The organism is Streptomyces sp. NPDC001348 (assembly GCF_053597535.1).
In genome coordinates this window covers 78,714-96,561 of record NZ_JBSFIK010000008.1, presented here as the reverse complement: position 1 = coordinate 96,561, position 17,848 = coordinate 78,714, and the positions used below count along the sequence as shown (strand labels likewise).

Below are 17,848 nucleotides of genomic sequence, written 5' to 3'. Positions count from 1 at the left end.
CCGCCCCGTCTCCTGAGTGACAGCCATTGAACTGACGCTCTGTCAGATTACTCAACTGACGAGTTGTCAGGAACTGGTCTTGCACGCAAAGATGGCGGGCGCCGAAGTGCGGGTGCTCGTCCGGACATGACTGTTCGTGCCCGCGCGCGGTGGTCGTCGCTTCGGCGGCGGCGAACAGGGCGAGGACCCGATGGGGACCGGCCTGCGCACGGGCACGAACGTGTACCCGGAAGGAGAGCGAAGGGGAAGGGTCAGTCGCAGGCGTCGATGTGCGTCTGCCGGTCGATGATCGCGACACCGTCCGACCACATCAGGGCATTCACCACCACGCAGTTCGGCTGGAAGGTGGAGGCGCTGCTCTCGTACTTGACCGGCCCCGCGTACTCGGAGTACGTGCCTTCATCGGTCTTGCACGTGGTCCAGCACAGCTTCAGCTTCATGTGCTTCCGGGCCCCGGTGTTGTTGTCGAAGACGGCGCACGCGCCGTCCGTCCCACCCACCGTGTACTTCGCGTAGGTGAACAGGGTTCCAAACCGACGGGAGTCCGGAAGCTGTTCCGCGCGCGCCAGTGTGTATCCGCTTCCGCACAGCGTGGCGGCGGCACGTACCGCCTCGGGGTGCGCTGCCGCGATCGCACGTGTGTGTGCGTTCGCCGTCGGCGCGACAACGGTGCTGGACGCCTTCGCGGGAGCCGGAGTCGACTCCTGGGCGAGGGCTTGCGGAGCTGTGAAGACCGAAGAGACGGCGGCGGTGGACAGGGCGAGAGCGGGCAGCCACTTGCGCATGGCGGTGTTCCCCCAGTGTTGAAGACGCAAGGGGGCCGACCCGTGCTGGCACGCGTGTGTGGTCCCCGTTGCGCTGGGCTTGTCATGGTCGTCCGCTCCCGTCCCGCCCGGACGATACGGGCCGGCGGTTCCCCAACTGGCCGGGAGCAGGCCGCCACTTTAGGCACACGGTCACCTGGGGGCGCAAGACAATTTGATGCTGGCATGCCAGAAGGTGCCCCCGGTCGCCAGGTAAGCGGAATCGACGACCGGCGAGCACACCATGCGTCTGCCGGGGAAACGGAACCACTGGCATGCGCACGAAAAGTCGTGAAGCGCGTGCCTTCATATGCGGGGGTGCGCCCCTGCCCGCGAACCGTCGGGACCGAGCCGCGTGTGAGCGGGCTCCGGGCAGGCGTACCGCCACGGGCTCAGGACCGGACCCGGACGGATCGACGGCCCGCGCATCCGTTCGCCGGCCGTTCGTGCCGGGTCGACCGGCGCCCCGGCCGGGGGCGTGGGCCTCAGCCCGGCAGCCCCGGCAGCCGGCCGGCGCCCTGCCGTTCCACCGCCTTCGCGATCTTCTCCGCGTCGATGGCCAGCTCGCGGAACATTCCGCTGATCGGGTTGCTGAACCCGGTGAAGTACAGGCCCGGGGCGTTCCTGGGGGAGCGGCCGCCGTGCACGACCGGCTTGCCGCGGGCGTCGAGCACGTCGAGATGGCCGACCAGGCCCTCCAGGGCGCGCACGTACCCGGTCGCGGCGATCACCGCGTCGGGTGAGACGCGGGTGCCGTCGGCGAGGACGACCTTGCCCTCCTCGAACGCCTCGACGGCGGCCACGACCTCCACCTTCCCCTTGCGCACGGCGTCCACCAGGCCGACGTCCTGCACCGGGATCGACCCCTCCTCGACCCTGCTGTACAGGCCGGTCTCGGGGCGGGGCAGCCCGTGGGCGGACAGGTCCGGCACGCTCAGCTTCGCCATCGGCCGGGCGAGCCGGTCGACGAGGGCGACGGGCAGCCGCCGTACCAGCACGGCCGAGTACTGCGCGGCCCACCCGGCGGTCGACCGGCGCACGATGTGCGGTGCGGTCCGCACGGACAGCCGTACCCGGGAGGCGCCGCCCTCCACCAGGTCGACGGCGATCTCGGCGCCGGTGTTGCCGACCCCGACGACCAGCACGTCACGCCCGGCGTACGGTTCGGCGTTGCGGTACTCGCCCGCGTGCCGGAACTCGCCGCCGTAGCCCTCCAGGCCCGGCCAGTCGGGCACCCGCGGGGTGTGGTTGTAGCCGGTGGCCACGACCACCGCGCCGCCGGTCAGCTCCCGCCCGCCGGAGGCGTGCAGCAGCCAGCCCGTGCCGTCGGGCAGTCGCTCGATCCGGGAGACCTCGACACCGGTGACGATCTCCAGCCCGTGGTGCTCCGCGTACTTCTCCAGGTAGCGCACCACGTTGTCGCGGGACACCCACCGCCCGAACCGGCGGGGCATCGGCAGTCCGGGCAGGGCCGAGAGCCGGCGGGTGGTGTGCAGGTGCAACCGGTCGTAGTGGCGCCGCCAGGACGCCCCGACCCGGTCGGACTTCTCCAGGACGACCGCACGTATCCCGCGGGCGCGCAGCGAGTACGCGGCGGCCAGCCCGCCGGGGCCGGCGCCGATGACGTAGACGGGGTGGTCGGCGGGGGTCGCGGACAGGGGAGAGTCGGCCATGAGCGCGAGCGTAATCACGCACAGGGTTGATGGGTATCGGTCAAGACCGGAATTGGTTGCGGATTGGTCACGGCTGTGGGGGGTGTGGGTGGAACCGGTGCGGAAACGGCCGTGACTTCGGGCTCCGGTGGGCGCGCGTGACGCTCGTCCGGGCGGATGTGAACCCGGCGGGTGTCTCTCGCGACCGGGTGTGCGCAGGTTTTCGCTACCACCCTCTCAACAACCGCTCGTATCTGACGTACCGTCAGATGTCATGGACGCGATCTGGCTCAGCGGTGCAGAGTGGCTGGCCGTGCTCCGCATCGGGCTCGGCCTGTGGTGGCTGGAGAGCTGGCGGCACAAGGACAAGAAGGCCTGGTTCGAGCGCGGCACCGGCATCGCCTGGGCGGCGGACGTCGCCGCCAAGCACCGCTGGACCGCGGTCCGCTCCGGCTTCCGTTCCGTGGTCGAGCCCCGGCCACGGGTGATGGCGTACGTCGTGGTGTACGCGGAACTCGCGCTCGGCCTCGGCCTGGTGGCCGGGTTCCTCACCCCGGTCGCCCTCGCCGGCGGCCTCCTGCTGAACCTGCTCTACCTCACCCTCATGATCCACGACTGGGCCGAGCAGGGGCAGAACTCGATGATGGCGCTGATCTCGCTGGTCGCGCTGTTCGGCATGTCCTGGCAGGTGTGGTCCGTCGACCACGCCCTGGGGTGGTTCTGAATGGCGACGGCACGGTTCGACGTCCCCGAGCCGGACGCCTTCACCCGGACCTACTGGGACGCGGCGGCCGAGGGCCGGCTGCTCCTGCGCCGCTGCGGAGCGTGCGGCCGGGCGCACCACTACCCCCGCGAGTTCTGCCCCCACTGCTGGAGCGACGACGTCACCTGGGACCGGGCGACCGGCCGCGCCACCCTCTACACCTGGTCCGTCGTCCACCGCAACGACCTGCCGCCGTTCGGCGGGCGCACGCCCTACGTCGCCGCGGTCGTCGAACTCGCCGAGGGCCCCCGGATGATGACCGAGGTGGTGGAGTGCACGGCGGGGGAGCTGCGGGCCGGGATGGCGGTCGAGGTGGTGTTCCGGGCGGGGGTGCCGGTGTTCCGGCCGGTCACGGCATGAGCCGGGGCAGGGGATTGAATGGCTCCCATGGCCCCTCTGAGCGATCGCCTCGCCTTCCCTCCCGCTGCCGAGCCGTGCGGCCACGGCCTGCGCCTGCTCCACTGGGACGCCGACCGCGACGCTGACGTGGCGGACTGGCTGCGGGTACGGAAGGATCCTGATTTCCGGCGCTGGAACACCCCGCTGCATCCGGTCACGGATCTCGACAGCGCCCGGGAGTCCCTGCGCACCCTGGCTGCGAACGCCGCGAACGGCGGCTGTGCGCCCTTCCGCGTCACCGACGCGGACACCGGTACGACACTCGGCCACGTCGGCGTCAACGCCATCGACCCCGTCCTCCGCCTCGCCCGCGTCGGCTACTGGGTCCTCCCGGAGGCCCGCGGCCACGGGGTCGCCGCCCGGGCGCTCTCCCTCGCGGCCCGCTGGGCGTTCGACGACATCGGCCTGCACCGGCTGGAACTGGGGCACGCCCTGGGGCACGAGGCGTCGTGCCGGATCGCGGAGAGATGCGGGTTCCCCCACGAGGGGACGCTGCGCGGGGCGATGTTCGAGGCCGGACGGCGGGACGCGTTCCGGGACGTCCACCTGCACGCGCGGATCGCCACGGACCCCGAGCCGACCGTGCGGTAAATGGGAGGCGGAGCACGGGAGCGGGACGGGACCATGGGGCATGCGGCCCGACGACTGGTACCTCACCGAAGACCTCGACCACTTCCTCTCCCGCGCCGGCGACTTCCTGCGCGCGCGCCCCGCGCTGCACACGGTGCCGCTCACGGTGACCGATGCGCTGCGCAGACGCGGGCCGCACCTCTACGGGCGGGAGGCGCCCCGGTTCGGGTGGCTGGCGGATCCCGACGGCGCCGTACGCGCGGTGCTGTTCCGCACGCCCCCGCACCCGCTGAACATCACGCCGGTGACCGCCGAGGAGGCCGACGCGCTCGCCGCCCGGCTCCTCGCCCTCGGCCACGACCTCCCCGGTGTCTCCGCCGAGCGGGAGACGGCGGCCGCGTTCACGGCGGCGTGGCGGCGGCGCACGGGCAACCCCGGTGAGCTGCGCCGGCGCGAGCGGCTGTACCGCCTCGCCGGCCTGACCGTACCGGAGCCGGTGCCCGCCGGCCGGGCGCGGGTGGCCGGGCCGGCGGACCGGGAGCTGCTGGTCCGCTGGTACGGGGAGTTCGCCGAGGCCGTAGGTCACGGCGTGCGCCAGGAGGCCGCCTCCTGGGCCGACGCCCGCCTCGCCCACGGCGGCGTCACGTTCTGGGAGACCCCCGACGGCGAGCCCGTCGCCATGGCCGGGGTGACCCCCGAGGTCGCCGGGCAGGTCCGCGTGGGCCCCGTCTACACCCCCGCCGCCGTGCGCGGACGCGGTTACGCCGGGGCAGTGACCGCCGACGTGAGCCGGGCCGCGCTCGAGGCGGGGGCCGAGGTGCTGCTCTACACGGACCTCGCCAATCCGACCAGCAACGGGCTGTACCAGCGGATCGGCTACCGGCCCGTGGCCGACTTCGCGGTGTACCGGTTCGGGTCGGGAGCATAGAGGCATAGAGGCAGGGCCAGGGCCAGGGCCAAGGGTTCAGGGCCAGGGCCAGGGCCAAGGGTTCAGGGCCACGGGTTCAGGGCCACAGCAGGGTCCGCTCCCAGCCGAACCCGGTGCGCCGGTAGGCGAGCCGTACGTGCCGCCGCTCGGCGTCTCCCTGGAAGAACTCCACCTCCTCCGGCCGGACCCGGTACAGCGTCCACGTCGGGGACGGGGTGGCCGGGTTCGCCCGCGCCTGCTCCCAGGCCTCCTGCGAGACGCGCCGCAACTCCTCCACCGACGGCAGGACCTCGCTCTGCCGGCCGGTCAGCGCCGCCGCGAGCGCACCCGTGGAGCGGGCGTGCAGGTCGGCCTGGCTCTCCTGCGAGGGCGCCGCCGTCACCGTCCCCCGGACCCGGACCTGGCGGCCGAGCACCGGCCAGTAGAAGGCGAGGGCCGCGTGCGGGCGGTCGGCGAGCTGCCGGCCCTTTCGGCTGGTGGCGTGGGACCCGAAGGACCAGCCGTCGGCGTCGGCGCCGTGCAGCATCACGATCCGCACGTCCGGGTGCCCGTCCTCGTCCGCCGTCGCCAGCGACATCGTGTGCGGCTCGACCTGCCCGGCGGCCACCGCCTCGGCGAACCAGGCGGTGAACAGGGGGAGCGGGGTCGGGGGCGCGGTCGTCGGGTCGAAGGCCGGCAGTTCCGTGACCTCGGGGGCCCAGACCCGCAGCGACCTCAGGAGCTCGTGGAGATCGGTTGGTGCCATGGGGCGAGTATCGCCGGTCCGGTCCCGGTCATGCCGCAGTGAGTCCTCCCTCACCCCCGTCCCAGGACCACCGTCGCCGAAGAGCAGAACCACCCCCCGGTCCCGGAGGCCACCGCCAGCCGCGGCAATCCGCCGTCCGGGCGCCGCACCTGCCGTTCCCCGCCCTCCCCGCGCAACTGCCGGACCGCCTCCACCAGCAGAAACAGCCCGCGCATGCCCGGATGCTGGGCCGACAGCCCGCCCCCGTCGGTGTTCACCGGCAGCTCCCCGCCGCGCACCAGCAGCCGTCCCTTCTCCACGAACGCCCCGCCCTCGCCCTTCGCGCAGAAGCCGAGGTCCTCCAGGGTCACCAGGGTCATGTAGGTGAAGGCGTCGTAGATCTCCGCGAAGTCGATCTCCTCGGGTCGGACACCGGCCCGCTCGAAGGCCAGCCTGCCGCTGACCGCCGCGGGGGACACCGTGAAGTCGGGCCACTCGGACATGGTGGCGTGCGAGACGTGCTCGCCGGTGCCGAGGATCCAGACGGGGGCCGGGCGGCTGTCCCGCACGTACTCCTCGGCCGCCAGCAGCACCGCCGCGCCGCCGTCGGAACGCAGGCAGCAGTGCAGCTTGGTGAAGGGGTCGGCGATCACCGGGCCGGACAGCACGTCGTCGACCGTGATGGGCGTGCGGAACATCGCCTCCGGGTTCAGCGCCGCGTTGGCCCTGGCCTGCACCGCGACCTCGGCCAACTGCTCGATGGTCGTGCCGTGCTCGATCATGTGACGGCGGGCCGCCATCGCGTACTTGGCGATCAGTGTGTGGCCGTAGGGGACCTCGAACTGCAGCGGACCGCGGGCGCCGAAGGACAGGTCGCCGGTCCGCCGGCCCGCCTTGATGTCCGCGCGGGCCGTCGAGCCGTACACCAGCAGCACGGCGTTGGCGTGGCCGGCCGCTATCGCGTCCGCCGCGTGCGCCGCCATGACCTCCCAGGTGGAGCCACCGACGGAGGTGGAGTCCACCCAGGTGGGGCGCAGGCCCAGGTACTCGGCCACCTCCACCGGGGCCAGCGTGCCGAGCCCCGCCGAGGCGAAGCCGTCCACCTGCGCCCGGTCCAGTCCCGCGTCCGCGAGCGCGCGACGGGCCGCCTGGGCGTGCAGGGTGTACGCCGTGGCGTCGTCGACGCGGCCGCAGTCGGAGAGGGCCGCGCCCACCACGGCGACCCGCCGGCTTCCTCGCGTCCCTCGCGTCATGGATCTGACGGTACATCAGATGACCTGTCTCACGGCAGACCGCGTACCTCTGGGCATCGGCACCCCGCCGCCCTAACATGACGCCCCGTCAGATCAGGTCGGGAGGGACCAGCCATGGACACGCGCCTCACCGCCGAGCAGGACGAAATCCGCCGCACCCTGCGCGAGTTGCTGCACAAACGCTGCGGCGCTGAGGAACTCAGGGCCGCCCTCGACAGCCCGGCCGGACACGACTCCACCCTGTGGAGCGCGCTGGCCGACCAGCTCGGCCTGCCGGGCCTGGCCCTCCCCGAGGCGTACGGCGGTGTCGGCTGCCCCGTCACCGACCTCGTCCTCGCCTGCGAGGAGGTCGGACGGGCGCTCGCCCCCTCCCCGCTGCTCGCCACCTCCGTGCTCGCCGCCCCGCTGGTCCTCGCCCTCGGCACCGATGCCCAGCGCGCCGACCTGCTGCCCCGCCTCGCCTCCGGCGCGCTCACCGCCGCCCTCGCCGTCCCCGGCACCGCCCTCACCACCGCCCTCGCCCTGACCGGCGGCAACGGCGGCGCGTGGGCGGGCGGGGGCCGGGCGGGCGGTGTGCAGGCCCGCCGGGACGGGACCGGGTGGCGGCTGTACGGGCAGGCCGACCAGGTGCTGGACGGGCACAGCGCCCGGCTGCTGCTCGTCGCCGCGCACACCGGGGGCTACGCGCGGTCCCGGACCCTGCTGTTCCTGGTGCGGGGGGACACGGCAGGGGTCGTACGGACCCGGCAGACCTCGCTCGACGCCACCCGGCCGCAGGGGCGGGTGCAACTGCGGGACGTACGGGCCGAACTGCTGGGGGACGAGGACGCCGACGTGCTCGCCGCCCTCGCCGCCCTGGGGGACACGGCCGCCGCCGTGCTCGCCGCCGAGGCCGTCGGGGCCGCCGACCGGGCCCTGGAGCGGACCGTCGAGTACGTCGGGCAGCGCGAGCAGTTCGGCCGGGCGATCGGCTCCTTCCAGGCGGTCAAGCACCGCCTCGCGGACGTGTACGTGGAAGTGCAGGCGGCCCGCTCGGCCGCCTACTACGCCGCCTGGGCGGCCGCGCACGGGGAGCGCGGCGAACAGGCCGGCGGGCTGGCGCTGGCGCAGGCCCTGCAGGCGCTGCGGTGCGCGGCGGGCGAGGCGATCCAGTTGCACGGCGGGATCGGTTTCACCTGGGAGCACGAGGCGCACCTGTATTTCAAGCGGGCCGCCGGGGACGAGCTGCTGTTCGGGCCGGTGCACCGGCTGCGGGCACGGGCGGCGGAGGCGGCCCGGCTCTTCGCACACGAGGAGGTGACGGCCCGATGACGGCCGTGGGAGTACGTCTGGTACAGAAAGTGTCGTCCACCCGGGGCTTCGCCAAGGCCGCCCCGCACGTGATACCGGCCCTCGACCGGGCCGTGCACCGGCTGACCCGGGGAAGGGTGCTGCTCAGCGCCCAGATGCTGCCCGGGGTCGTGCTCACCTCGACCGGTGCCCGCAGCGGCCTGCCCCGCCGCACGCCGCTCGCCTGCATGCCCCGGGAGGACGGCTGGCTGCTCGTCGGCTCCAACTTCGGGCGCACCGCCCACCCGGCCTGGACCGCCAACCTCCTCGCCCATCCCGACGCCTCGATCAGCTGGAAGGGCGAGGACATACCCGTCGAGGCCCGGCTGCTCGAGGGGGAGGAGCGGGCCGAGGCCTGGCGGACGCTGCTGGAGTTCTGGCCGCCGTACGCCACCTACCAGGCACGGGTGACCCGCGAGATCCGCGTGTTCCGGCTGAGCAGAAAGGGTGGTTAGGGATCGACCACCCGGAAACGCTGTGCGACGACGAGCGTCTCGTCGTCGATGACGGGGGTGCGGCCGAGGAACTCGCTCACGCCCTCGCCGCGGAAGAACTCCTCGTGGGCCGTCCGCCACTCCGCGGCATCGGCGTAGCCGCGTCCCTCGGCGCGGGCGAAGGCGTCGTCGACGTCCTTGACCGGAACGATCCGCACCTCGACGAGTTCGACGACGACCGCCGGACGGCCTTCGGAGTCGAGCACGCAGAAGCGCCGGCCGGGCCGCGGCACGGCTTCCCCGGCGTGCTCGTAGATCTCCAGGAGCCCGGTGAGCGCCGTCTTCTCCCCCTTCATGATCGCCGCCACGCCACGGTCACGCTCCGGGCCGGGGAAGGCGAGTTCGAGCGTCGGAAGGTCCTCGTGTCCCATCGCGCGAACGTACAACCGCTCGGGCGTCCGGCCTAGAGTGTCGCCAGTCGCTCCACCAGCAGGAACGCGCCGATTCCGAGCATCGCCGCCCCCGAGGTGCGGGTGACCGCCCGGGCGGCGGTGGGGCGGGCGGCGAGAACGGCGTGCGCGAGGGCGCCGACGGTCAGGTACACGGCCGCGCAGCACGCCATGTGGAGCACGCCCAGCGTGGCCGTCTGGACGGGCACGGGCAGGTGGTCGCCCCGGAGGGTGAGGAACTGCGGGAGCACGGAGAGGTAGAGCAGCAGGCCCTTGGGGTTGAGGCCGCTGATCGCGGCGCCGCGCAGGAAGACCCGCGAGTCCCGCGAGCCCCGCGAGTCCCGGGAGACCTGGGAGTCCGGGCGGTCCTGGGAGTCCGCCGCCGCGCCGGGCGCGCCCGGGCTGCGCAGGACACCCCAGCCCAGCCACAACAGGTAACCGGCTCCCGCCACCGTCAGCGCCGTGAGCAGCCGGGGCGAGCCCGCCACGAGGACCGCCAGGCCCGCCGTCGCCAGCGCCGTGTGCAGCGCGTACCCGGCGACCAGGCCGGCGACCGCGCCCGTCACCCGGCGGCCGCGCAGTCCGGCCGCGATCACGAACGCCCAGTCGGCGCCCGGTACGCACACCAGCAGCAGGTCGACGGCGAGGAAGGAGAGAAGGCTTGCGGAGTCCATGGTGGGGACATTAGGCGCGAACGGCCCGAATGTGTTCCCGGAATTTGCCCATGATCGCGAGTGATGGGCAAATATCTTCCTCATGGACGAGATCGACCAGAAGATTCTTGCCGAGCTGCAGCAGGACGGGCGGCTGACCGTCACCGAGCTGGCCGCACGGGTGCGGCTGAGCGTCTCGCCGTGCCACCGGCGGCTGCGCGAACTGGAGCGGTCCGGCGCCATCCGGGGCTACCGGGCGGTGGTGGACCCGGCGGCCGTCGGCCTGACCTTCGAGGCGCTGGTCTTCGTGTCCATGCGGCAGGAGGACCGGGACACCGTCGCCGAGTTCGAACGGGCGGTGAGCGAGGTGGAGTACGTCCTGGACGCCCAGCGCCTCTTCGGCGACCCGGACTACCTCCTGCGGGTCGCCACCGCGGACCTCGCCGCCTTCCAGCGGCTCTACGACGAGCGGCTCGCCACCCTGCCGGGCGTGCAACGGCTGACGTCCACGCTGGTGATGAAGCACGTGGTGGAGGACCGGCCGTTGTCGGCGTGAGGGTTCGCCCGCCGGGGTGCGCGTTCGCCCGCCGGTGCAAGCGTTTGCCCGGGCGGAAAGCGCGACAGGCGGTGGCCCACTCGCGTGGACCACCGCCTGGCAGACAGGACTTGAAGCCGGGGGGGAAGAGAGGACCGCCGGGCGGTCTATCTCGTCGGCTTTCTGCCCGTCACGCCCAGGTGCACCAACAGCGCCAGGTTCGGCTTCAGTTCGGCCTGCTTCACGCCCCACGACGAGAAGCCCTTCTGGTGTCCGGCCACCGCCGCGAGCATCGCGACCAGGGAGCCCGCGATCGCCGCCGGGTTCACGTCCTTGTCGACCCTGCCCTTGGCCTGGAGTTCGGCGATGGACTCCGCCAGGGAGTTGTTCACCGAGTTCAGGATCTTCATGCGGATCTTGTAGAACCGTTTGTCCCCCTCGGCGGCACCAAGGTCCACGACGCGCAGGATGGCGTCGTGCTTGCGCCAGAACTCGAGGAAGCCGTCCACGAGTTCCTGCGCGGTCTGCCAGCCCGACCGGCCCGCCCAGGACCGTCCGGCGAGCAGCTCGGTCAACCCGGCTCCCTCCGCGGCCATTTGCTCGGCGATCTCCAGGACGGCGCCCTCGACGTCCGGGAAGTACTGGTAGAAGGTCGCGGGCGAAGTGCCCGCCTTCCGGGCGACATCGATGACCTTGACGTCCCGGTAAGGGGAGGAGCTGAGCATCTCGCTGAGGCAGTCGAGCAGCTTCTGCCGGGTCGCCTGCCCACGCCGACCGGCCACGCGGCCGTCGACGGTACGCACTTGTCCTGTCATGACGTCAGCTTACCGAGGGGGGACTCCAGCGCTATTCGGCCGACTGCAAATGGGGTGCACGGGCGTGAGAAGGGTGGTGTGCCTGGTCTGCGCGGTGCGCGCGCCGGGGCTACTTTGGCGGCATGGCCGAAAACAGGGCATCGGTGTACGGAGAGGGCGTCCCGTGCTGGGTGGACGCGCAGCTGTCCGACGTGGCGGCCGGGGAGCGGTTCTACGGGGAGCTCTTCGGGTGGGCCTTCGAGGAGGCGTACGGCACCTCCGTATGGGCTCGGCTGGAGGGCCGGCCCGTCGCTGCCCTCGCGCCGAAGACCGATGGCCGGATGCCCACCGTCTGGACCGTGTACTTCGCCACCCCGGACGCCGAGGCCCTCTGCCGGCGGATCGCCGTGGCCGGCGGGCAGGTCGTCATGGCGCCCCTGCGCCTCGGTGACCTGGGCACGGCCGCGCTGGCCGCCGACCCCGGGGGCGCCGTCTTCGGCCTCTGGCAGCCGGGCGTCCACCCCGGGTTCGTCCGCCGCCACGCACCCGGCACCTTCGTCTGGGCCGAGCTCTACACCCGCGACACCGAGCGGGCCAACGCCTTCTACGGCGGTCTCTTCCACGACGCCCTCTTCGGCACCGACGCCGAGCCCGACTTCGGCCGCGCCCCGGTCTCCGACGTCTTCCCGGCCGAGATGCCCCCGCACTTCCTCGTCCACTTCCGGGTGGACGACCTCCGGGACGCGCTCGGGGCGGTGCAGCGGCTCGGCGGGCGGGTACAGGCCGGCCCTTTCGAGGCTTCGTACGGAACCGTGGCCGTCGTCACCGACAATCAGGGGGCGTCCTTCGCACTGCTCGCCCGCTGAAAACAGGGTTTTCGCCCTCTTTGTCGGGAGACATCCCGATTGGTCGCCGGGTTCGCAACATGGTCCCCGGCCAGGAAGAATCGGGGTGCGTGCCGCCATGGCGGTGCGGTGGTGAGACGCTGCACGGGGTCGCGTACATATGTGGGTGACGCGGCTCGTACGGGGAGGTGGCAGGCAAGTGGTGGATCAGCTGACGCAGCACGATCCGCGGCGGATCGGGCCGTTCGAGGTGCTCGGCCGGCTGGGTGCCGGCGGCATGGGGCTGGTCTATCTCGCGCGCTCGGCGTCCGGCCGGCGCGTGGCGATCAAGACGGTCCGTACGGAGCTCGCCGAGGACCAGCTGTTCCGTGTCCGCTTCACACGTGAGGTGGAGGCGGCCCGGGCGGTCTCCGGCTTCTACACGGCCGCGGTCGTCGACGCCGACCCGCGCGCCGCCGTGCCGTGGCTGGCCACCGCCTACGTCCCGGCGCCCTCCCTCGAGGAGATAGTGAACGACTGCGGGCCGCTGCCGGCCCAGGCGGTGCGCTGGCTCGCGGCGGGCGTCGCGGAGGCCCTGCAGTCGATCCACGGCGCGGGACTGGTCCACCGCGACCTGAAGCCCTCGAACGTGCTCGTGGTCGAGGACGGCCCCCGGGTGATCGACTTCGGTATCGCGTCCGGCGTTTCGAACACCCGTTTGACGATGACGAACGTGGCCGTCGGCACTCCCGCCTACATGTCCCCCGAGCAGGCGAAGGACTCCCGCAGCGTCACCGGCGCCAGCGACGTCTTCTCGCTGGGCTCCATGCTCGTCTTCGCCGCCACCGGACACCCGCCCTTCCACGGCGCCAACCCCGTCGAGACCGTCTTCATGCTGCTGCGCGAGGGCCCCGACCTCGAAGGCCTCCCGGACGAGCTGCGCCCGCTCATCGAGTCCTGCATGCAGATGGAGGCCACGGCCCGCCCCAACCCCGCCGACCTCCAGGCCCAGCTCGCCCCCCACCTCTTCGGCTCCGGCTCCGACGACAGCGGCACCGCCTCCGCCTGGCTGCCGGAGAAGGCCGTCGCCCTCATCGAGTCCCGGCGCGGCGGCCGCCCGGCGGCCAAGCCGTCCCCGGCCGGCCCCCTCAGCGGCGGCCGGCCCGCACTGCCCCCGCCGCCGTCGTACGACCCCGCCGTCCCGGCACCCGGCCCCGCACCGGCCCCCGTCGGCGCCCCCGACACCGGCCCCGTCCGGCTCGCCGGCGCCAAGGTGCCCATCGGCCCCGGCCCCCGCGTCTCCGACACCCGCGCCGCCGCCGTCAAGGCACCCCCGCCCGAGGCCGGCCTGGTCTCCAGCTGGTCCCGCCCCCGCCCCGGCGTCAACGGCGCCGACCCCGCCGTACCGGCGCCCCCGCCCGCACCGCCGGAGACGGCGTCCGGCTGGCGGCCCTGGCGCTTCCGCATGTCCAACGACGTCTGGGGCACCCCCGCCGTCGACGGCGACCTCGTCTACGTCACCTCCTTCGAGGTGCACGCCCTGGACGTCGCGACCGGCCGCCGCCGCTTCAAGACCCGGGACGTCGCCTGGTCCATGGCGGTCGCCGACGGCCGCATCCACGCCTCCGACGGCCCCACCCTCTTCGCCCTGGACTGCCGCGAGGGCACCGACCTGTGGCGGCTGTCCACCGACGCCTGGGTGTACTCCCTCGCGGCCGACCGGGGCACCGTCCTCACCGGCACCCGCGGTGGCGGCGTACAGGCCTGGGAAGCCTCCAACGGGCAGAAGCTGTGGGAGATCACCGGCTGCCAGACCGACTTCGAGTCCCCCGAGGCCGGCCCCGCCCTGCACGACGGCACCGCCTTCGTCTGGCAGGACGCCCGGCTGCGCGCCCTCGACGCCCGCACCGGCGAGGAACGCTGGTCGTACCCCATCGGCGACGCCGCCTCCTGCGGCGGCGTACCGGTCCGGCTCACCCACGCCCCCGACGGCCACGTCTACATCTCCGCCGGCACCCGCGTCCTCGCCGTCGACGTCCTGAGCGGCATGGTGCGCTGGCACTTCGAGGCCCCCGCCGCCTTCCTGTGCCCGCCCACCTTCGCCCCCGGCCCCGCGGTCACCGGCGGCGGCATCTACCTCGCCGACTACCTCGGCACCGTCTACGCCCTCGACGCCACCGACGGCCGCGACCGCTGGCGCATCGCCACCGAGTCCCGTGCGTCGATCGAGCCGGTGCTCGTCGCCGCGGGCCACGTCCACGTCGGCAGCGGCAAGGGCCTCTACACCCTGGACGCCGTCACCGGCACGCCGAAGTGGCGCTTCCAGGCGGGCGGCGACGTGGTGGGCGCCCCCGCGGTGGCGGAGGGCCGCATCCACTTCGGCTCGACGGACCACCTGCTGTACACCCTCAAGGCCGACGACGGCCGCCTGCGCTGGAAACTCGCCACCGGCGGCGAGATCACCGGCTCCCCCGTCGTCAAGGACGGGGTGGTGTACGCCTGCAGCAAGGACCGCTGCGTGTACGCGCTGGACGCGGAGAAGGGGACGGGGACCGCGCGGACGGCGTGACCTGACGTGGCTTCTCGGGGACGGCCGCCGTGCCAGTAGTCGCACGGAAGGGGCTGCGGACGGCGGCCGTCCACGGCTGACGCTACCCCCGGCGCCGGGCAGCCGCCACGCGGTGCACACGGCTGGATACGCTGACCACATGACCGGACGAACGCGCACGCTCAGGTTCACGGCCGTACTCGCCTTCCTGGTGCTCAGCCTCACTGGCTTCTCCACGGGCCGCCACCACAGCCGTCACGGAAGCGGCGGCGGGGGCGGCGGGTGCAGCAGTGACCGCCAGGACCACGACACCTCCACCTCAACGTCGGGCGGGGGATCGTACGGCGACTCGGGCGACGGCTCGTACGGCGACTCGGACGACGACAGTTACGGCAGCAGCGGCACGAGCGGAAGCACCGGAGGGGGCTACTACACGCGGCGCCCGACCCACCGGGCCACCTCCACCCCTTCCGGCGGGAGGGGCAAACCGCTGGAGAACGCCGAGACGAAGCTGATCAGCTGCGCGACCGAGAAGAGGCCGTACGCCACGGTCGAGGTGAGGAACCCGAACGGCCGCAAGGCCGCCTTCAGCGTCGACGTCTCCTTCCGCGACCACTCCGACACCGAGATCGACCACGGCTTCGAGTACGTCACCGTCCCCGCGAAGGGCACGACGCAGGTCCGGGTGAAGCCCCCCGGGAGCGTCGGAACCGGGATCGACCACTGCCGGGTGGCCCCGGAGGCCGAAGTGGAGTGACCGCCGCGTTCACCGCACCCGGAACCCACCACTGCGCCTCCCGGCGAACAGCTCGGCCTGCCGCTCCGCTGCCAGATTCCCCAGCGCGATGAGATGCGGCGCCTGCGCGAACGCCTGCGCACGCGCCGCTTCCTTGGCCGCCCACAGCGCCCGAACGGTCCCCTGCACCGCCTCGGCGGGACACCGCGCGATGACCTCGGCACACCGCACGGCACCCGCCAACGCCTCACCCTCCCCGGTGACTTCGGAAACGAGCCCGATCTCATGGGCCCGCCGCGCCCCGATCCGCTCGGCGTTGCCCATGAGCACCATCCGAGCGACCTCGCCGTACGGCATCCGCTGGGCCATGAGCACGGACTCGTAGGCGCTGACCATGCCGTACGTCGTGTGCGGGTCGAAGAAGGCCGCCGTCGCGTCCGCGACGACGAACTCGCACTCGCCCAGCAGGTAGAAGGCGCCACCGCACGCCATCCCGCGCACGGCGGCCACGACCGGCTTCCACAGGTCGTTCGCCTTCGGCCCGACCGTCAGCAACGGATCGTCCTGCATGTACGGCGACGAGGGCTGCGGCACGACCACGTCCCGGTCGATCCCGGTACAGAAGGCGCGTTCACCGGCCCCGGTGAGCACGACGGCCCGCACGCTGTCGTCGAACCGCAACCCACGCCACAGCGCTCGGAGTTCGTCAGCCATCTCCAGATCGACGGCGTTGAGCCGCTCGGGCCGGTCGAGGGTGACGACGGCGACGCCGGTGTCCTTGTCGGTGTCGAGACGCAGCGTCTTCCACTGTGGAGCGTTCACGCCAGAACCCACTGGGGCAGCCCGTCGGCGAACACGACCCGCACCCGGGCGCCGATCCGCACCGACTGCGGATCCAAGGAATCGAGCGGCGCCCCCGCACGGCTGACGAGATTCCCGACGAGCCGTACGCGCGGCGCGTCGTCCAGCTCCACGACGATCACGTTGTACGGCGCCTGCGCGGCGTACTCCGGCAGCAGCGGCGGATGCGGCACGACGTACGACCAGACCCGCCCGCGCCCCGAGGTGACCCGCCACTCGCAGGCGAAGGACCGGCAGTGCGGACAGCACGGGCGGGGCGGAAAGCGGAGTTCCCCACAGTCGGCGCAGGCCTGGACACGCAACTCCCCCTCGGCGGCGTACCGCCAGAAGGGGGCGCCGTCGTTGTCGATGACGGGATGCAGCACGGTGCGATCAACTCCTCAGCAGCAGCGCGGACGTCGGAACCCCTTCACCGGCGGTCACGAGACAGGTGGCGGCACCGGGCACCTGCGCGGTACTGGTCCCGCGCAACTGCTTCACGCCCTCGTTGATCAGGTTGAAGCCGTGCACATAGGCCTCGGAGAGCCCGCCCCCGCCGGTGTTGATGGGCAGCCGCCCGCCTGTCTCGAGGGCACCTCCCTCGGTGAACGCCCCGCCTTCTCCCCTCCCGCAGAAGCCGTATCCCTCCAGCGACAGCGGTATGAGGGCGGTGAAGGCGTCGTAGATCTGCGCCACGTCCACGTCGTCGGGAGTGAAGTCGGCGTGCTTCCACAGGTGCCGGGCGGCGGTCCAGGCGGGTCCGGTGAGCGGGTCGTCGTTCCAGTAGTTGACCATGCCGTGGTGCTGGGCGGGCAGCCCCTGGGCGGCGGAGTGGACGTAGACGGGGGCGTGCCGGCAGTCCCGGGCGCGTTCCCTGCCGACGACCACGCAGGCGAGGGCCCCGTCCGTCTCCAGGCAGTTGTCGAAGAGGCAGAGCGGCTCGCTGATCCACCGGGCGGTCATGTACATCTCCCGGGTGAGGGGCCGCTCGTACATCACGGCCGCCGGATTCTGGTTGGCCCGGTTCCGGCAGGCGAGGGCGACGTTGAAGAGGTGGTCCCGGGTGGCGCCGTACTCGTGCATGTAGCGCCGCGTGAGCATGGCGATCTCGTCGGCGGGCCGGAGCAGGCCGAAGGGCCGGGTCCACTGACCGGGCGTGGGCAGTTGGACGGCGGTGTTGGTCCAGGGCCGCGGCCCGGAACCGCGCTTCCTCGACCGCCAGGCGACCCCGACGGTGGCCTGCCCGGAGGCGATGGCGGCGGCGAGATGCGCGACGGTGGCACAGGAGCCGCCGCCCCCGTACCCCACCTTGCTGAAGAAGGTGAGGTCCCCGAACCCGACGGCCTTCGCGAGCTCCACCTCATCGGTCTCCTCCATGGTGTAGGAGGCGAGGGCGTCCACCTCGCCGGGGTCGATCCCGGCGTCGTCGAGGGCGGCCAGGACGGCACGGCAGGCGAGGGTCTTCTCGTCCTCGGGGAGCCGCTTGGCGAAGCCGGTCTGCCCGATCCCCACGATGGCGGTGGCGTCTTTCAGCCCTGGTCCTGCCACGGTGTACCTGCCTCTCATCTGCTGACAGGCCGTCAGGTTACAGCTAATCTGACGGTCAGTCAGCTC

20 protein-coding genes are annotated in these 17,848 nt (G+C 72.7%); 10 read left to right on the top strand and 10 right to left on the bottom strand.

Annotated elements, in window-relative coordinates:
* Positions 1-251: 251 nt before the first annotated feature.
* Both ACWC21_RS11080 and ACWC21_RS11075 read right to left on the bottom strand, forming a co-directional pair.
* Positions 252-785: a hypothetical protein gene (locus ACWC21_RS11080; protein WP_450880395.1), complete on the bottom strand. Its 534-nt coding sequence runs from the start codon at positions 783-785 to the stop codon at positions 252-254.
* Between the two features lie 503 nt (positions 786-1,288).
* A complete protein-coding gene (locus ACWC21_RS11075; RefSeq protein ID WP_450880393.1) occupies positions 1,289-2,476 on the bottom strand; it encodes a flavin-containing monooxygenase in 1,188 nt (395 codons plus the stop codon).
* Between the two features lie 253 nt (positions 2,477-2,729).
* On the opposite strand from ACWC21_RS11075, the gene ACWC21_RS11070 reads away from it, so the two are divergent.
* Genes ACWC21_RS11070 through ACWC21_RS11055 form a run of 4 tightly spaced genes read left to right on the top strand, consistent with a single transcriptional unit; the run spans position 2,730 to position 5,115 of the window.
* Positions 2,730-3,179 (top strand): DoxX family protein, encoded by a 450-nt coding sequence (locus ACWC21_RS11070; RefSeq protein WP_450880391.1) that lies wholly within the window; start codon positions 2,730-2,732, stop codon positions 3,177-3,179.
* On the top strand, positions 3,180-3,578 hold the full coding sequence (locus tag ACWC21_RS11065) for a Zn-ribbon domain-containing OB-fold protein (RefSeq protein WP_450880389.1): 399 nt from the start codon (positions 3,180-3,182) through the stop codon (positions 3,576-3,578). It begins immediately after the preceding gene.
* Between the two features lie 27 nt (positions 3,579-3,605).
* Positions 3,606-4,208: a GNAT family N-acetyltransferase gene (locus ACWC21_RS11060; RefSeq protein ID WP_450880387.1), complete on the top strand. Its 603-nt coding sequence runs from the start codon at positions 3,606-3,608 to the stop codon at positions 4,206-4,208.
* A 40-nt stretch (positions 4,209-4,248) separates the two neighbouring features.
* A complete protein-coding gene (locus ACWC21_RS11055) occupies positions 4,249-5,115 on the top strand; it encodes a GNAT family N-acetyltransferase (protein ID WP_450880385.1) in 867 nt (288 codons plus the stop codon).
* A gap of 76 nt (positions 5,116-5,191) precedes the next feature.
* Here ACWC21_RS11055 and ACWC21_RS11050 read toward each other — a convergent pair whose 3' ends face one another.
* A complete protein-coding gene (locus ACWC21_RS11050; RefSeq protein ID WP_450880383.1) occupies positions 5,192-5,860 on the bottom strand; it encodes a pyridoxine/pyridoxamine 5'-phosphate oxidase in 669 nt (222 codons plus the stop codon).
* A 50-nt stretch (positions 5,861-5,910) separates the two neighbouring features.
* Positions 5,911-7,092, bottom strand: a complete 1,182-nt coding sequence (locus tag ACWC21_RS11045) for a thiolase C-terminal domain-containing protein (protein ID WP_450880381.1) — start codon at positions 7,090-7,092, stop codon at positions 5,911-5,913.
* Positions 7,093-7,206: 114 nt separating this feature from the next.
* Between ACWC21_RS11045 and ACWC21_RS11040 the strand changes: the two genes are divergently transcribed.
* Both ACWC21_RS11040 and ACWC21_RS11035 read left to right on the top strand, forming a co-directional pair.
* Entirely contained in the window at positions 7,207-8,403 is a 1,197-nt protein-coding gene (locus ACWC21_RS11040; RefSeq protein ID WP_450880379.1) for an acyl-CoA dehydrogenase family protein, read from the top strand.
* Positions 8,400-8,876, top strand: a complete 477-nt coding sequence (locus ACWC21_RS11035; protein ID WP_450880377.1) for a nitroreductase family deazaflavin-dependent oxidoreductase — start codon at positions 8,400-8,402, stop codon at positions 8,874-8,876. Before ACWC21_RS11040 ends, ACWC21_RS11035 begins: the two co-directional genes overlap by 4 nt.
* Here the strand turns inward: ACWC21_RS11035 and ACWC21_RS11030 are convergent.
* Positions 8,873-9,286, bottom strand: a complete 414-nt coding sequence (locus tag ACWC21_RS11030) for an ASCH domain-containing protein (protein ID WP_450880375.1) — start codon at positions 9,284-9,286, stop codon at positions 8,873-8,875. The genes ACWC21_RS11035 and ACWC21_RS11030 overlap by 4 nt on opposite strands.
* 32 nt (positions 9,287-9,318) lie before the next feature.
* Positions 9,319-9,978 carry a LysE family translocator gene (locus tag ACWC21_RS11025; RefSeq protein WP_450880373.1) on the bottom strand — a complete coding sequence of 220 codons (660 nt, stop codon included), beginning with the start codon at positions 9,976-9,978 and terminating at the stop codon, positions 9,319-9,321.
* 82 nt (positions 9,979-10,060) lie between these two features.
* On the opposite strand from ACWC21_RS11025, the gene ACWC21_RS11020 reads away from it, so the two are divergent.
* On the top strand, positions 10,061-10,513 hold the full coding sequence (locus ACWC21_RS11020) for an Lrp/AsnC family transcriptional regulator (RefSeq protein WP_450880371.1): 453 nt from the start codon (positions 10,061-10,063) through the stop codon (positions 10,511-10,513).
* A 146-nt stretch (positions 10,514-10,659) separates the two neighbouring features.
* Here the strand turns inward: ACWC21_RS11020 and ACWC21_RS11015 are convergent, their stop codons facing one another.
* Positions 10,660-11,307 (bottom strand): TetR family transcriptional regulator, encoded by a 648-nt coding sequence (locus tag ACWC21_RS11015; RefSeq protein ID WP_450880369.1) that lies wholly within the window; start codon positions 11,305-11,307, stop codon positions 10,660-10,662.
* Between the two features lie 122 nt (positions 11,308-11,429).
* On the opposite strand from ACWC21_RS11015, the gene ACWC21_RS11010 reads away from it, so the two are divergent.
* From ACWC21_RS11010 to ACWC21_RS11000, 3 genes are all read left to right on the top strand, one after another.
* Positions 11,430-12,152: a VOC family protein gene (locus ACWC21_RS11010; RefSeq protein ID WP_450880367.1), complete on the top strand. Its 723-nt coding sequence runs from the start codon at positions 11,430-11,432 to the stop codon at positions 12,150-12,152.
* 178 nt (positions 12,153-12,330) lie between these two features.
* A complete protein-coding gene (locus ACWC21_RS11005) occupies positions 12,331-14,679 on the top strand; it encodes an outer membrane protein assembly factor BamB family protein (RefSeq protein ID WP_450880365.1) in 2,349 nt (782 codons plus the stop codon).
* Positions 14,680-14,818: 139 nt separating this feature from the next.
* Positions 14,819-15,415: a hypothetical protein gene (locus ACWC21_RS11000; RefSeq protein WP_450880363.1), complete on the top strand. Its 597-nt coding sequence runs from the start codon at positions 14,819-14,821 to the stop codon at positions 15,413-15,415.
* 9 nt (positions 15,416-15,424) lie between these two features.
* Here the strand turns inward: ACWC21_RS11000 and ACWC21_RS10995 are convergent, their stop codons facing one another.
* Genes ACWC21_RS10995 through ACWC21_RS10985 form a run of 3 tightly spaced genes read right to left on the bottom strand, consistent with a single transcriptional unit; the run spans position 15,425 to position 17,782 of the window.
* Complete coding sequence (locus ACWC21_RS10995) at positions 15,425-16,216, bottom strand: enoyl-CoA hydratase/isomerase family protein (RefSeq protein WP_450880361.1); 792 nt, start codon at positions 16,214-16,216, stop codon at positions 15,425-15,427.
* Positions 16,213-16,620: a Zn-ribbon domain-containing OB-fold protein gene (locus ACWC21_RS10990; protein WP_450880359.1), complete on the bottom strand. Its 408-nt coding sequence runs from the start codon at positions 16,618-16,620 to the stop codon at positions 16,213-16,215. Before ACWC21_RS10990 ends, ACWC21_RS10995 begins: the two co-directional genes overlap by 4 nt.
* 7 nt (positions 16,621-16,627) lie before the next feature.
* A complete protein-coding gene (locus tag ACWC21_RS10985) occupies positions 16,628-17,782 on the bottom strand; it encodes a lipid-transfer protein (RefSeq protein WP_450880357.1) in 1,155 nt (384 codons plus the stop codon).
* Between the last annotated feature and the right edge of the window lie 66 nt (positions 17,783-17,848).